This window comes from Enterobacter sp. FW301-JW81, from assembly GCF_058788735.1.
Genome location: NZ_JBYTBA010000003.1, coordinates 213673 through 227659, shown reverse-complemented (window position 1 = coordinate 227659; position 13987 = coordinate 213673). Strand labels below are relative to the sequence as shown.

The window sequence follows — 13987 nt, the reverse complement described above, 5'->3', positions numbered from 1 at the left end:
ATGCAGGGCTTTTTTTTGCCCGGTGGCGCTGCGCTTACCGGGCCTACGATCGATCCCCTCGCCCCTCTGGGGAGAGGGTTAGGGTGAGGGGAACACCCCGCACTGACATCAAAACTCCATCTTCACCGTAAACTGCACTTCGCGCGGATCGCCAATTTGGTTGCCCAGGTTGTTGGTCGCGATAGACGAGGTGTAGTAGGTCTTATCAAACAGGTTCTTCACGTTGACCTGCAGCGTCACCGGATACTGCAGCTTCATCTTATATGCCGCAAACGCATCCGCCACGACATACCCCGGCAGGTAGTAATCCGCCCCGTTGGTTGCGGAACGACGGCTTACGCCGTGCCCGCCGCCGCCCAGCGTCAGGGTATTCCCGGCAAACGCATTGTGAATATCGTAGGTCAGGAACAGGGAGCCGGTATGGCGCGGCACGTTCGGCAGCGGTTTGCCGGCATAGTCCGGATCTTCCAGCACCTTCGCGTCGGTATAGCCGTAGCTGGCGATAATGTTGGTGTTTTCGGTCAATGACCCGGCAAGATCCACTTCAACGCCCTGAGAGCGCACGCGGCCCGCGGTTTTGGCGACGGTTTCATCTCCAATGCTTTCGGTGTACAGCACGTTGCGCTTGTGGATATCAAACAGCGCAATGTTGGCGGTAATGCCGTTGAACAGGTCAAACTTGGCGCCCACTTCGTAAGCATTCGACGTTTCCGGCGGCAGGTCGCCAATGTAGCTCGCAATGGACGACTGCGGCATAAACGTCTGGGAATAGTTGGCAAACAGCGAGACCGCCGGGGTGAGCTTATAAACAAGACCTAGCTTCGGCGTCCACTGGTCGTCGCGGCTGTCGGTGTTCACGTTAAACGGACGGCCTTTGCCCGCGTACTGGGTGTAATACTGGTAGCGCAGTCCGGCGACGGCGATCCACTTATCGGTCAGGTACAGCGCGTCCTGCGCGTAGGCGGAGTAGCTCTCCTGCTTAATGGTTTGATCGCTGTCGGATGCCGAGACGGTGGTGCACTTGCCCAGGCTGCCGTAACTCGGGTTGTAAATGTTGAAGTCCTTAACGTTCTTACAGCGGATCATATCCGTACGCAGCAGATCGTAATTCTCATACGACACGCCGGTCAGGATCTCATTGTAAAAGCCCGCGATGTCCACGTTCCCCTGCAGATCCGCTCGCGTCGTGTGCATACGCTGGGTCGAACCCTGGGTCGCATCCACGCGGCGGGTCAGGTTGCCGGTTTTTGAATCATAGGCCATTACGCGGGCCTGGTTATCGCTGTATTTATCCTGGCTGAAGCTATAGTCGAACTTCGCGGTCCACTGGCTGTTGAGGCGATATTCCGCGTTGAGCTGGGCGAGATCGGACTGCCCGTCGGTGACGTTAAACGGCTCGTCAAAGCGGGTTTTACGATCCACATTCACCGGCTGTTTAGTGTTGAGATCGAAGATCGTTCCGCGATCGAACGGCGTCTTATAGTCGCGATGCGAATAGAGCACGGTCACGGTGGCATCGTCGCCAAACCAGGTGAGCGACGGAGCGATAAAGGTGCTGCGCTCGTTGCCAAAATTACGCCAGTAATCCTCGTCCTGATATTCGCCCGTGAGGCGATACGCCAGACGCGTGCCGTCAATCGGGCCGGTCACGTCTACCTGTCCGGTGCCGCCGCCAAAGCTGGAAGAGGTGGCGGAAATCGAACCGCCGAAGGTCTTCTCCGGGCGTTTGGTGACGACGTTAATCAGGCCGCCCGGATCGAGAATGCCATAAAGCGTCGAGGCCGGGCCTTTCAGTACCTCCACGCGCTCGGTTGCGGCATTAAAGCTGCGCGGCAGTACGGTGCGCAGGCCATTGGTCATGATCGAACCGTCGCGGTTCGCGCCAAATCCGCGGCGCACAAAGGCATCCTGCGTGCCGCCCAGGGTGTTGGTCTGTACCACGTTGCTGACGTTATAGAGCGCTTCATCCAGCGTGGTGGCGTGCTGATCCTCCAGCACTTTATCGCTGACGGTATTCACCACCTGCGGGATATCCAGCATCGGCATGTTGGTTAGCGTGGCGGTGGAGGTATTCAGCGGCTGATAGCCATTCGTAGCCTCCACCACGGTATTTGCATCGGCGGTGACGGTAAGCGTTTCGCCGTCTTTAGCCGCGGTGGTGTCTGCCGCCTGCACCAGCGGTGCCATAAACAGCAGTGAAAAGAGTGCGCGCCCTTTTACCCCAGAGAGGGAAGGTGTGAACGTAGCCATTACATCTGTTATCCCGAAATATCCCGCGAATGACGTTTCGCGGAAGAATGTGTGAGTCATTGCCCTTAATGGTCTGCTCGTTAGCCTGAAACGGCATCGAACATGTAATTGAGAATCATTCAATCATGTGCGGATGTAGTAGTAAATGGAAAAAAGCAAAAATCGGCTACAGCTATAAGCGGTGCGTAAAAGTGCAGAGAAATAATATTCAATGCATTGAAATTAAAGATTTTATTATTTTGGTGTTTTTTGTAATGCCTTCCGTTTACCCCTTGTGTTTTCAGGGTGTTTCTTCTCTTGACTACTACATAGCGCGGCGTCAAACTCTCAAAAGAGAATGAGTTTTATTTTTATTTGTTATTTTTTTCATTACGTTGGCGTTCACGTGGCTCACAACACAAACAAACCGGGACTGGTTCTGGAGAACCTCTCTGCGGGCTATCAGAAAAAAATCATCATTGATGAGATCTCCCTTGCAATCCCTCAGCAGAAAATGACGGTGCTGGTAGGGGCGAACGGCTGCGGGAAATCCACGCTGTTAAGTACTATCGCGCGGCTGCTGCAGCCGCTTGGGGGAACCGCGCTGCTGGACGGCAAAGCCATTCATGAGCAGCCAACCAAAGCGGTTGCCCGCCAGCTTGGCATTCTGCCTCAGTCTCCGCTGCTGCCGGAAGGGTTAACCGTCTTCGATCTGGTCTCGCGCGGGCGGTTTCCCTGGCAAAATTTTATGCGTCAGTGGAGTGACGAAGACGAGCTGGCGGTGGAAGAGGCCCTGCGCCTGACCGGCACGGCAGACTTTGCGCACCTGCCGGTCGAAAGCTTGTCCGGCGGCCAGCGCCAGCGCTGCTGGATTGCCATGGCGCTGGCGCAGCAAACGCCGTATATCCTGCTGGACGAGCCCACGACGTTTCTCGATCTCCGCTATCAGGTGGAGATCCTGGAGCTGCTGCACGCCCTGACCCGCCAGCACGGACGTACCGTGGTGGTGGTGCTCCACGATCTCAACTTCGCGGTGAACTACGGCGATTCGCTGGTCTTTTTACGCCAGGGAAAAGTGGAGGGGGTATTGCATGAAGGCGACGTCTGCACGCCGGAGCTAATTAAAGCGGTGTTCGATGTCGACGTGCATATGTCCATTAACCCGCTGACCGGCAAGCCGTTCTTTATGCCCTTTCGCCAGGTCGCAGAAAAATGATGATGCGCACGTCTCTGGCATTTATCCTTTTTGCGCTCCTGCTGGCGGCGGCAGCGGTTGCACACCTCGGGATCGGCGCGCGCGTTATTCCTCCCTGGACGGTGGCCCAGGCTTTTTTCGCTTTCGACCCGCATAATTTCGATCATAACGTCATCATCAGGCTGCGCCTGTTACGCCTCATTGCCGCCACGGTGACCGGCGCGGCGCTGGGCGTGGCGGGGGTATTATTGCAGTCGGTCATCCGCAACCCGCTGGGCGAGCCGCATATTCTGGGGCTTAATGCCGGGGCGGCGCTGGCGGTGGTGCTGACGAGCGCGCTGGGGCTGACCCTGCCGGTTGGCCAGCCGCTTATTGCCGCCACCGGTGCCGCCACGCTGTTTTTGCTGGTGCTGATATTCTCCTCTTCCGGTCGCACCGGGCTCACGCCGATGAAAATCACCCTGTGCGGCGTCGCGATGTCGGCTTTTGCCTCGTCAGTCACCGCCGCCGTGCTGATTCTGGACGAACAGACGCTGCTCTCCCTGCGTACCTGGCTGGCAGGGGATTTAGCCGGGGTTAACGCACAGACGCTGCAGAGCGCCCTGTGGGCTGCGACAGCCGGCTTGGTTCTCGCTATCGGACTGTCGCCTTCTCTCAACATGCTGGCGCTGGGGGACAGAATGGCCCAGGGGCTTGGCGTATCGCTGCTGAAAACCCGCCTGCTTGCCCTGTTGGCCATCGCGCTGCTCTGCGGCGCGGCCGTCTCCATCGCCGGGCCGATTGGCTTTATCGGCCTTGTGGTGCCGCAGCTCATTCGCCGTCTGGTGTCGGTCGATCTACGTGCGATGGTGCCGCTGTCTGCCCTGTGCGGCGCATTGGTTTTGCTGCTGGCGGATATCGCCGCCCGCACGCTGTTTACGCCCTGGGAGCTGGCAACCGGCATTATGACCGCGCTGGCTGGTGCCCCCGTCTTTATCTTCATGGCCTCGAGGATGTTTAAATGAACCGCGCCGGACTGCGCGCGCTGCGCGTTGGCGCCTTCTCGGCGCTGGTTCGTCCAAAGGCGTTGGCGTGTCTGATCATCCTGGCGCTGGCCGCCTGCCTGCTGACCGGTTTTGGCCTGACGCACGGTTCCCTGCCCATTCCCACATCCGATGTCGGGCGCGCGCTGTTTTATCCTGAAAGCCTGACGGCGGAGGCGCGCTACATCGTGATGGACATCCGCCTGCCGCGCCTGCTGATGGCGATACTGTGCGGCGCCATGCTCGGCATGGCTGGGGCGGCAATGCAGTCAATTACCCGCAATGGCCTGGCTGACCCGGGGCTTATCGGCGTGAAAGAGGGCTGTAGCGCGGCGGTACTGCTGCTGATTTTTCAGTTCCCGGCGCTGGGTCTGGCCTGGCGCCCGCTGGTCGGGATGGCCGGCGGGCTGTTCACCGCGCTGCTGGTGATAGCCCTGGCGCGCGATATCTCGCGCCCGCGATTCATCCTGATCGGTATCGGCGTGTCGTGGGCATTTGCCGCGGCAATGGGCGTCTTTATTACCACCGCTGACGTACGCGACGTGCAGACGGCGATGCTCTGGCTGACGGGAAGCCTGCACGCGGCTAACTGGACGCTGGTGGGACTGGCCGCACTCTGGGCGGCTCCCGCGGTTGCGCTGCTGCTGTTAACCGCGCGGGCCGCGGACGTGGCGTTGCTCGGCAATCAGGCCGCTACGGGTCTTGGCGTTCGCACAACCCGGCTGGCGCTGCTGCGGGTTCTCGCCCCGGTGGTGCTGACGGCGGCCAGCGTCTCCTGCGTGGGCAGTATTGGTTTCGTGGGGCTGATTGCCCCGCATATGGCACGCCTGCTGCTGCGCGGTGGGCAAACCGCGCTCCTGGCGGGAAGCGCCGTGCTGGGCGCGCTGCTGGTGCTGCTGGCGGATAACGTTGGCCGTTTGGCATTCCTCCCGCTGCAGCTGCCGGCGGGAATTGTGATTTCACTGATTGGCGGACCGTTTTTCCTGCTGCTGCTCTGGCAGCGTCGGGACAGATTTTAGGGGACTGTGATGCGCGTAGTATTTTCGATGCTGTTGCTGGTGGGGTTTGCGGTGAGCGCGGCGGAGCCGACTCAGGTATTTACCGACGATTTGGGACGCAAGGTCGTTGTGCCGGTTCATCCGAAGCGGATTGTCTCATTACACGATTTGGATATCACCATTCCGCTGATTGAGTTAGGCGTGCCGCCGGTGGCGAGCCATGGCCGTACGCGGCCGGACGGCAGCCATTTTCTGCGCTCCAGCGGGATGTTGACGGGCGTCGACTTCGATAATTCCGACATCAAATTTATCGGCACGGCAGATATCGACATTGAAGCGATCGCCGCCGCAAAGCCCGATCTGATCGTGACCGAGCCGACCCGTAACACGCCGGTGGAACAGCTGGCAAAAATTGCCCCGACGGTCAGCATCGATCATCTCGATGGCGGCGCCCCGGAGATCTACCGCAAGCTGGCGCAGCTCACGGGCACGCAGGCGCGGCTGGCGATCCTTGAGCGTCGCTATCAGGAGCAGATCGAGGCGCTGAAAGCGACGGTGGATACCCGCAAAATTAGCGTGTCCGTGATTCAGGCGAATCAGGGGAAGATTAACGCCATGCACAGCTACCACTCGCTGGGCCGCGTGCTCCGTGATGCCGGGTTCACCTTCCCGCCGCTGATTGAGTCCATCCCGGAAGGGGGACGAATTGACGTCAGCGCCGAGCGCCTGCCGGAGCTGGATGCCGATTTTGTGTTTGCCACCTGGCGCGGGGATACCGGCGGTAAACCGCAGGACGAGCTGGCGGCGATGGATGCGGTGATGCCGGGCTGGTGTCAGTTCCTGAATGCCTGCCGGACCGGGCATTATGTGCTGATCTCGCGTGAAGAGGCGATCTCGAATTCGTTCGCCTCGTTAGGGCTGATGGCCGCGCAGGTGCAGTCGCAGATTGCCGGGCGTCCGCTGCCGGAGGCGTCACGGTGATTCGCAAAGAGAAGGGACGCGTGGATGTCTATGGCGACCGCTTTCGCGCCCGCGCGCATCAGCTGTCGCCGCGCCTGCTGCAGGTCGCACGCTATATCCACGATAACCGCGAAGCGGTGATGGAGCAGACGGCAATGGAGATTGCTGCTGGGCTGAAAACCTCGGACGCCACGGTGGTTCGCGCCATCCAGGCGCTGGGTTTCGCCGGGCTGCGCGATCTGAAGCAGACCCTGGAGCAGTGGTTTGGTCCGGTGGTGACGTCCAGCGAAAAGATCTCCACCACGGTGAATACGCTTGCCAGCGACGTCAACGCGAGCATCGATTTTGTGCTGGAGGGGCATCAACACACCTGCAACGTGTTATCCGAGCCGCATAACCGCTACGCGATGGCGCAGGCGGTTTCCCTGCTGGCGCAGGCGAGGCAGGTTGCCATATTTGGCATTGGCGCATCAGGCATTCTGGCCGAGTACACCGCCAGGCTGTTCAGCCGCATGGGGTTACCCGCCACGCCGCTTAACCGCACCGGGATAGGGCTTGCCGAACAGCTGATTGCGCTTCAGCGCGGCGACGTGCTGGTGATGATGGCGCAGAAGTCCGCGCACCGGGAGGGGCAAACCACGCTGCGTGAAGCTAAACGTCTGGGCATCCCAACGATCCTGCTGACCAACGCCCTTGACTCGCGTTTCAGTAAGGAGGCCAGCGTGGTGATCCACGTTCCGCGTGGCGGCGAAAAGGGCAAAATCCCGCTCCACGGCACGGTGCTGCTGTGTCTGGAGATGATCATTTTATCCGTCGCCTCCACCGAGCCGCAGCGCACCATCAAGTCCATGAAGCGCATCAACGAGCTACATCGTGGGTTAAAACCGGGGAAGAAAAGCAGCTGATTTCCCCGGCTCGCGGATTACGCTTTAGGAATACGCAGCGTCTGGCCAGGATAGATTTTATCCGGGCTGGAGAGCATCGGGCGGTTAGCCTCAAAAATCTTATTGTACTGGTTGGCATCACCGTACACGGTTTTGGAGATAGCGCTCAGCGTATCGCCGGATTTCACCGTGTAGTAGGTGGCTTCATCTTTGGCATCGGTCGCGGTGATGTTGTTCTCCACCTCGCTGACGCCCGCGATGTTCCCGACGGCAACCTGGATTTTCTCTTTCTGCTCCTGGGTCAGCCCGTCGCCCGTCACGCTGGCTTTGCCGTCGGTGACGTTAACCTGAACCTTATCTGAACCGGGAATATTGAGTTTTTTGAGATGCTCGGTGATTTTGTCGCTCTGGCCTTTATGATCGGTCAGGTTATCCCATAGCTTTTCGCCTGCTTCTTTTACGAAGTTAAAAAGACCCATTCCATCCTCCTGTTAATCATGAAGTCAGAATAAGCATAGCAGTTGAGTTTTAAGCCGATAAAAAAAAGCCCGGTAGCGCTGACGCTCACCGGGCCTGGATATGTTCTCCCTCTCCCCGTGGGAGAGGGCTGGGTGAGGGGAAACTTAAACCCCTTGCTCCAGAATGCGGATGTGGGTTTCCAGCACGTCACCCTTCACCGCCTCGCTCCACGCTTTCATGTGCGCGGTCTGCAGGTGCGCTTCAAGATGCGCGACCGTTTCCCACTGCTCAACCATGATGATCGAGTCTGGTGCGGTCGCCTGGAAGCTGGCGTCAGTGGCGGCATCCACCATCGGCGCGTAGCCGTGGCAACCTTCTTCTTTCAGTACGGTCGGGATAATTTTCGCGAACTGATCCAGCACCGCCTGGCGGTGATGTTGACCTGGACGAGTACGGATTTCTGCAATAACGGTAAGCATTGTGACTACTCCTTTAATTCCAGGGTACCAGTTAAGCAAAAATTTCCGCGAGATGCTTGCGATATTCTGCGATATAGCTCGGGACATCAGGCATTTTAATCACGTCGTTGACGATAAAGGTCGGCAGCGGATCCATTCCCAGGAACTGGTTAGCCTTGTGGAACGGCAGGTACGCGCCGTCAACGCCCACGCCTTCGAAGAACTGATCTTTCTCGGTGAACGCTTCCATCGGCGCGTTCCAGGTCAGGGACAGCATGTATTTTTTGCCCTGAATCAGGCCGCCGGAGCCATATTTTTTAGAGGCATCGGAGCGGGTGCGGCCGTCGCTGGCATACAGTGAGCCGTGGCCTTCGGTGAACACGTCGTCCATGTATTTTTTCACGGTCCACGGCGCGCCCATCCACCAGCCCGGCATCTGCCAGATCACCACGTCGGCCCACAGGAAGTTCTGCACTTCGGCCTTCACGTCGTAATTGCTGTCCGCGCGCACGACCTTAACATCATGCCCGGCGTCGCGCAGGAAACCGTCCGCGACCTCGGTCAGGGTGTCATTCAGCTGGCCTTTAGAGTGTGCGAATTCTTTTGCGCCATTGATAATCAGAATGTTGCTCATTATTTGTCCTCGGTGATGAGAGTATGGCGAGTATTCTACGCGCGAGGACGGTGCGGTAAAATAAGCAAAATGTGCAAAGTCTTTTGCGTTAAATGCAATAATCCCTTACCAACTGACCTTTACTTCAAAGCCCCCTGCAGGCGCATTGTTCAGCGAGACGTGCATCCCATGCAGTGCGGCAATGCGTCTGACGATAGATATCCCCAGCCCGCTGCCCGTGGCATCCTGGCCAGGCGGACGATAAAAGCGTTCGCCGATGCGCGCCAGCGCATCAGGTGAAATACCGGGGCCGTTGTCGCGAACGGTAAAGCTGCGCGGGTCCAGCGTCACGTCCACCACGCTGCCGCGCGGGCTGTAGCGAATCGCGTTATCCAGCAGGTTGCGCACCAGCAGGCTCAGGAGCAGCTGCTGGCCCGTGCGCGTAACCTCTGGCGCATGGATGTTCAGGCGAATATCAATGCCCGCCTGCCGGGCCGGATGCCAGATATCCAGCACGGCCGACTGCAGTAAATCGGCCAGGGTAATCGGTTCGACATCGTCAAGATTATCCAGCGAGTCCAGACGCGACAGCGTGAGGAGTTGATCCACCAGCCGGGAGGCGCGGTCGATACCCGCATGCAGCTGCATCAGCGCTTTTTCCCGCGCCTGCGGATCGTCCTGGGAAAGCTGCGCCACATCGGTTTGCACCTTCAGGGCCGCCAGCGGGCTGCGCAATTCGTGGGCGGCATCGGAGGTAAAGCGGCGCTCGCGGGTCATCATCTCCTGAGTGCGTGCGAAGAGATGATTCAGCGCGTCGAGCAGGGGGCGCACTTCGGTTGGTACACCCTCCGTCGGCAGTTTATCGGTGGCATCCGGTGAGCGAGAACGCAACGTCTGCGCCAGATTTTTCAGCGGCTTCAGCTCGCGGCTTAGCAGGAAGATTAGCAACAGCAGCATCACGGGCAGTGCCACCAGCCACGGCGTGAGCTGCGAGCTGACCACGTCCAGCGCCATATCCTGCCGGTACTCCCACTCCTGGCCGACCACCACGCGGTACTTCCCGTCAGGCGACGTCAGCCATAAGAAGCGCCATTCGTCGTTGTCGTCCTGCAGCTGCCCATTATCGAACCCGTCGCGGCGATAGTGGTACGGAATATCGCGGCCGTTTTCACCGTCGTTGAGGATCATTTTGCCGTCGACGGCGTAGATGGCGAACGCCAGCGCGTCGTCGTCCAGATGTCCGTGTTTGGCTTTTTTGGGCACTTCGCGCATGCGTTCAGGCGCGCGAAGCTCGTCGAGATCCATCGTCAGCAGCCGTTTGGCAAACAGCATCTGCTGGGTATCAAAGAGCTTGTCGAGCTTGTGGGTGGTCTGCTGCCAGGCGACCAGGCTGGCGGTAAACCAGGCCGCAAGCGACAGCAGCAGGAAGAGAATCGTCAGGCGCAGCTTCAGGCTCAGCTTCATGCGTCACCCAGGGTATAGCCGATGCCGTGCACGGTGCGGATAAACTCGCTGCCAAGCTTGCGGCGCAGGTGATGGACATGAACCTCGATGGCGTTGCTGGAGACATCATCGTCCCAGGTATAGAGTTTTTCCTCGATAAGCTTTCGCGGCAGCACCCGGCCCGCGTTACGCATTAACAGCTCAAGCAGTGCAAACTCTTTGGGCTTTAGCGTCAGGGGAGCGTTGTCCAGCGTGGCGACGAGGCGGGTTGGATCGAGCGTAACCTTACCGTGGCGTAGCGCGCTGCACGCCTGGCCGTGGCTGCGGCGGACCAGCGCTTCGAGGCGAGCCCCCACTTCAATCAGCGCGAAGGGCTTACAGAGATAATCATCCGCGCCCAGGCGCAGCCCTTCGACGCGCTGGTTAAGCGCATCCCGCGCGGTCAGGATCAGTACCGGCTCGCTGCGCCCGCTTTCGCGCCACGCGCGCAGGATCTCAAGCCCGTCGACTTCCGGCAGCGTCAGATCCAGCACCACGGCATCATAAGGCGCAGAAGCGAGGGCGGCCTGGCCGGTTTTTCCATCGGTAAACCAGTCCACGCTAAAGCCCATTTTGCCTAATCCCGTCTTAATACCGTCGCCGATTAAGGTGTCGTCTTCTACCAGTAAAATGCGCATGTTCCCTCCGTGATGCCGCCAGTAAACCCTCTGTAAGCGCCTGCTGTACAGTAAAAATAAATAAATTTTTCCCTTAAGAAGTTGTTAAGGATTACCCTGTTAAATGGTTTGCGAAACCAGATTAAAGGGAGAGTTAATATGAAAAAATTCGCTGCTATTGCCGCCATCATGATGATGACCACTGCCCCCGTTTTTGCCGCGCAGGGCGGATTTAACGGCCCGTCTGCCGCACCAACCCAGACCCAAACGCAGGCAGGCGGTTTTGTCGATAATGACGCGAACCTCACCACCGCGGTGAAGGTAAAAGAGATGAAGGACGACAGCTGGGTGAAGCTGCGCGGGAACATCACCCAGCGCCTGTCCGACGACCGCTACACCTTCCGCGATGAGACCGGCACGGTAAACGTCGAGATTGACCACAAGCGCTGGAACGGCGTGACCGTTACCCCGCAGGATAAGGTGGAAATCCAGGGCAAGGTCGATAAAGAGTGGAACGATTTCGAAATCGACGTGAAGCAGGTTATTAAGCTGAACAAATAACCCGGAAAGGGCCGCATAAGCGGCCCTTTTTCTTTGTGACTCAACTCGCCAGATAGGGTAGTATCTGCGGCAATATTGCCTGAAACCCATCGGTTTCTGAGTTGAGGAATCACACGTAATGAGCGATATGGCAGAGCGCCTCGCGCTACATGAATTCACGGAAAACGCCTACCTGAACTACTCCATGTACGTCATCATGGACAGGGCGTTGCCGTTTATCGGGGATGGCCTGAAGCCCGTTCAGCGCCGCATCGTCTATGCGATGTCCGAGCTGGGGCTGAACGCCACCGCCAAGTTCAAGAAATCCGCCCGTACCGTCGGTGATGTGCTGGGTAAATACCATCCGCACGGCGACAGCGCCTGCTATGAAGCGATGGTGCTGATGGCCCAGCCGTTCTCTTACCGCTATCCGCTGGTGGATGGGCAGGGGAACTGGGGGGCACCGGACGATCCGAAATCCTTCGCGGCGATGCGTTATACCGAATCCCGCCTGTCAAAATATGCCGAAGTGCTGCTGGGCGAGCTGGGCCAGGGAACCGTTGACTGGGTGCCTAACTTCGACGGTACGATGCAGGAGCCGAAGATGCTGCCTGCGCGTCTGCCGAATATCCTGCTGAACGGCACCACCGGTATCGCGGTCGGTATGGCGACGGACATTCCGCCGCACAACCTGCGTGAAGTGGCGAAAGCCGCCATCACCCTGATCGAGCAGCCGAAAACCTCGCTGGACGAGCTGCTGGATATCGTGCAGGGGCCGGATTACCCGACCGAAGCCGAAATCATCACCTCGCGCGCGGAAATCCGCAAAATCTACCAAAACGGTCGCGGCTCCGTGCGCATGCGCGCGGTGTGGAATAAAGAAGACGGCGCCGTGGTGATCACCGCGCTGCCGCATCAGGTCTCCGGTGCAAAAGTACTGGAGCAGATCGCCTCCCAGATGCGCAATAAAAAGCTGCCGATGGTGGACGACCTGCGCGACGAATCCGACCACGAGAACCCGACCCGTCTGGTGATCGTGCCGCGCTCTAACCGCGTGGATATGGAGCAGGTGATGAACCACCTGTTCGCCACCACCGATCTGGAAAAAAGCTACCGCATTAACCTGAACATGATCGGCCTCGACGGTCGCCCGGCGGTGAAAAACCTGCTGGAGATCCTCAGCGAATGGTTGACGTTCCGCCGCGATACGGTACGACGCCGTCTGAACCACCGTCTGGAAAAAGTGCTTAAGCGCCTGCATATCCTCGAAGGTTTGCTGGTGGCGTTCCTCAATATCGACGAAGTGATTGAGATCATCCGCACCGAGGACGAACCGAAGCCAGCGCTGATGTCGCGCTTTGGCATCAGTGAAACCCAGGCCGAAGCGATCCTCGAACTGAAGCTGCGCCATCTCGCCAAACTGGAAGAGATGAAAATCCGCGGCGAGCAGAACGAGCTGGAAAAAGAGCGCGATCAGCTGCAGGCGATCCTCGCGTCCGAACGCAAGATGAACACCCTGCTGAAGAAAGAGCTGCAGGCCGATGCTGACGCATTTGGCGACGACCGTCGCTCTCCGCTGCACGAGCGTGAAGAAGCGAAGGCGATGAACGAGCACGACATGCAGCCGTCCGAGCCGGTGACTATTGTCCTGTCTCAGAGCGGCTGGGTGCGCAGCGCCAAGGGCCACGATATCGACGCACCGGGGCTCAGCTACAAGGCGGGCGACAGCTTCAAAGCGGCGGTGAAGGGCAAGAGCAACCAGCCGGTGGCGTTTATCGACTCCACCGGTCGCAGCTACGCCATCGACCCGATCACGCTGCCTTCCGCGCGCGGGCAGGGCGAGCCGCTCACCGGTAAGCTGACGCTGCCGCCGGGGGCAACGGTTGACCATATGCTGATGGAAGCCGATGACCAGAAGCTGCTGCTGGCGTCTGATGCGGGGTACGGTTTTATCTGTACCTTCAACGATCTCGTCTCCCGTAACCGTGCCGGTAAGGCGCTGATCAGCCTGCCGGACAACGCTCACGTGATGGCGCCGCTGGTGATCGAGAACGAAAGCGACATGCTGCTGGCAATCACCACCGCCGGCCGTATGCTGATGTTCCCGGTCAGCGATCTGCCGGAGCTGTCAAAAGGCAAGGGCAACAAGATCATCAACATCCCGTCGGCGGAAGCCGCGAAAGGCGAAGATGGCCTGGCGCATCTCTTCCTCCTGCCGCCGCAGAGCACGCTGACCATTCATGTCGGCAAGCGTAAAATCAAACTTCGCCCGGAAGAGTTGCAGAAGGTGGTGGGTGAGCGCGGTCGCCGTGGCTCGCTGATGCGCGGTCTGCAGCGTATTGACCGCGTGGAGATTGACTCTCCTGCACGCAGCACCACGGGTGACAGCGAAGAGTAATGTCGTGATATCCCCCTCCGTCCGGAGGGGGAATTTCAATAAAATTTCCCGTAAAATCGTTGTTAATTCGTGCGTTGCGATTAACAATACGCGCTCGTAATAAAGTCCTTACCTGGCCACAGGTGAAGTATA

The 13987-nt window shown here is 58.8% G+C and carries 13 protein-coding genes; 7 read left to right on the top strand and 6 right to left on the bottom strand.

Going from position 1 to position 13987, the window contains the following annotated elements; all coding sequences use genetic code 11:
• Window positions 1-108: 108 nt before the first annotated feature.
• A complete protein-coding gene (locus AC3WOK_RS12090) occupies window positions 109-2250 on the bottom strand; it encodes a TonB-dependent siderophore receptor (RefSeq protein WP_447856196.1) in 2142 nt (713 codons plus the stop codon).
• Window positions 2251-2635: 385 nt separating this feature from the next.
• Here AC3WOK_RS12090 and AC3WOK_RS12085 point away from each other — a divergent pair, with 385 nt between their 5' ends.
• Genes AC3WOK_RS12085 through AC3WOK_RS12065 form a run of 5 tightly spaced genes read left to right on the top strand, consistent with a single transcriptional unit; the run spans window position 2636 to window position 7309 of the window.
• Window positions 2636-3445, top strand: a complete 810-nt coding sequence (locus tag AC3WOK_RS12085; protein WP_492354583.1) for an ABC transporter ATP-binding protein — start codon at window positions 2636-2638, stop codon at window positions 3443-3445.
• A complete protein-coding gene (locus tag AC3WOK_RS12080; RefSeq protein ID WP_492354659.1) occupies window positions 3445-4428 on the top strand; it encodes a FecCD family ABC transporter permease in 984 nt (327 codons plus the stop codon). The genes AC3WOK_RS12085 and AC3WOK_RS12080 overlap by 1 nt, the downstream gene beginning before the upstream one ends.
• On the top strand, window positions 4425-5465 hold the full coding sequence (locus AC3WOK_RS12075) for a FecCD family ABC transporter permease (RefSeq protein WP_492354582.1): 1041 nt from the start codon (window positions 4425-4427) through the stop codon (window positions 5463-5465). Before AC3WOK_RS12080 ends, AC3WOK_RS12075 begins: the two co-directional genes overlap by 4 nt.
• 9 nt (window positions 5466-5474) lie before the next feature.
• Entirely contained in the window at window positions 5475-6425 is a 951-nt protein-coding gene (locus AC3WOK_RS12070; protein WP_063431014.1) for an iron-siderophore ABC transporter substrate-binding protein, read from the top strand.
• The gene (locus AC3WOK_RS12065) at window positions 6422-7309 is read left to right on the top strand and encodes a MurR/RpiR family transcriptional regulator (RefSeq protein WP_063431012.1); all 888 of its coding nucleotides are present in this window, start codon (window positions 6422-6424) and stop codon (window positions 7307-7309) included. The genes AC3WOK_RS12070 and AC3WOK_RS12065 overlap by 4 nt, the downstream gene beginning before the upstream one ends.
• 17 nt (window positions 7310-7326) lie before the next feature.
• Here AC3WOK_RS12065 and lysM read toward each other — a convergent pair whose 3' ends face one another.
• The 5 genes from lysM to qseB form a co-directional block, all read right to left on the bottom strand.
• Window positions 7327-7767 (bottom strand): peptidoglycan-binding protein LysM, encoded by a 441-nt coding sequence (gene lysM, locus AC3WOK_RS12060; protein WP_003862507.1) that lies wholly within the window; start codon window positions 7765-7767, stop codon window positions 7327-7329.
• 144 nt (window positions 7768-7911) lie between these two features.
• A complete protein-coding gene (locus AC3WOK_RS12055) occupies window positions 7912-8226 on the bottom strand; it encodes a putative quinol monooxygenase (RefSeq protein ID WP_059310600.1) in 315 nt (104 codons plus the stop codon).
• A 31-nt stretch (window positions 8227-8257) separates the two neighbouring features.
• Entirely contained in the window at window positions 8258-8839 is a 582-nt protein-coding gene (locus AC3WOK_RS12050; protein ID WP_047347835.1) for an NAD(P)H-dependent oxidoreductase, read from the bottom strand.
• Between the two features lie 105 nt (window positions 8840-8944).
• Window positions 8945-10282, bottom strand: a complete 1338-nt coding sequence (gene qseC / locus AC3WOK_RS12045; RefSeq protein WP_447856194.1) for a quorum sensing histidine kinase QseC — start codon at window positions 10280-10282, stop codon at window positions 8945-8947.
• Window positions 10279-10938, bottom strand: a complete 660-nt coding sequence (qseB, locus tag AC3WOK_RS12040) for a quorum sensing response regulator transcription factor QseB (RefSeq protein WP_059310602.1) — start codon at window positions 10936-10938, stop codon at window positions 10279-10281. The genes qseC and qseB overlap by 4 nt, the downstream gene beginning before the upstream one ends.
• 138 nt (window positions 10939-11076) lie before the next feature.
• On the opposite strand from qseB, the gene AC3WOK_RS12035 reads away from it, so the two are divergent.
• Together AC3WOK_RS12035 and parC are read left to right on the top strand one after the other, a co-directional pair.
• Window positions 11077-11478, top strand: coding sequence for a YgiW/YdeI family stress tolerance OB fold protein (locus tag AC3WOK_RS12035; protein ID WP_047347838.1), 402 nt, complete (start codon window positions 11077-11079; stop codon window positions 11476-11478).
• Window positions 11479-11596: 118 nt separating this feature from the next.
• Complete coding sequence (gene parC / locus AC3WOK_RS12030) at window positions 11597-13855, top strand: DNA topoisomerase IV subunit A (RefSeq protein ID WP_063957085.1); 2259 nt, start codon at window positions 11597-11599, stop codon at window positions 13853-13855.
• Window positions 13856-13987 lie beyond the last annotated feature (132 nt).

Bases quoted from the DNA above. Each gene is read 5' to 3' on its own strand.
- lysM (WP_003862507.1), bottom strand. From the start codon at position 7,767: ATGGGTCTTTTTAACTTCGTAAAAGAAGCAGGCGAAAAGCTATGGGAT.
- AC3WOK_RS12050 (WP_047347835.1), bottom strand. From the start codon at position 8,839: ATGAGCAACATTCTGATTATCAATGGCGCAAAAGAATTCGCACACTCT.
- qseB (WP_059310602.1), bottom strand. From the start codon at position 10,938: ATGCGCATTTTACTGGTAGAAGACGACACCTTAATCGGCGACGGTATT.
- qseC (WP_447856194.1), bottom strand. From the start codon at position 10,282: ATGAAGCTGAGCCTGAAGCTGCGCCTGACGATTCTCTTCCTGCTGCTG.
- AC3WOK_RS12075 (WP_492354582.1), top strand. From the start codon at position 4,425: ATGAACCGCGCCGGACTGCGCGCGCTGCGCGTTGGCGCCTTCTCGGCG.
- AC3WOK_RS12035 (WP_047347838.1), top strand. From the start codon at position 11,077: ATGAAAAAATTCGCTGCTATTGCCGCCATCATGATGATGACCACTGCC.
- AC3WOK_RS12080 (WP_492354659.1), top strand. From the start codon at position 3,445: ATGATGCGCACGTCTCTGGCATTTATCCTTTTTGCGCTCCTGCTGGCG.
- AC3WOK_RS12055 (WP_059310600.1), bottom strand. From the start codon at position 8,226: ATGCTTACCGTTATTGCAGAAATCCGTACTCGTCCAGGTCAACATCAC.
- AC3WOK_RS12090 (WP_447856196.1), bottom strand. From the start codon at position 2,250: ATGGCTACGTTCACACCTTCCCTCTCTGGGGTAAAAGGGCGCGCACTC.
- parC (WP_063957085.1), top strand. From the start codon at position 11,597: ATGAGCGATATGGCAGAGCGCCTCGCGCTACATGAATTCACGGAAAAC.
- AC3WOK_RS12070 (WP_063431014.1), top strand. From the start codon at position 5,475: ATGCGCGTAGTATTTTCGATGCTGTTGCTGGTGGGGTTTGCGGTGAGC.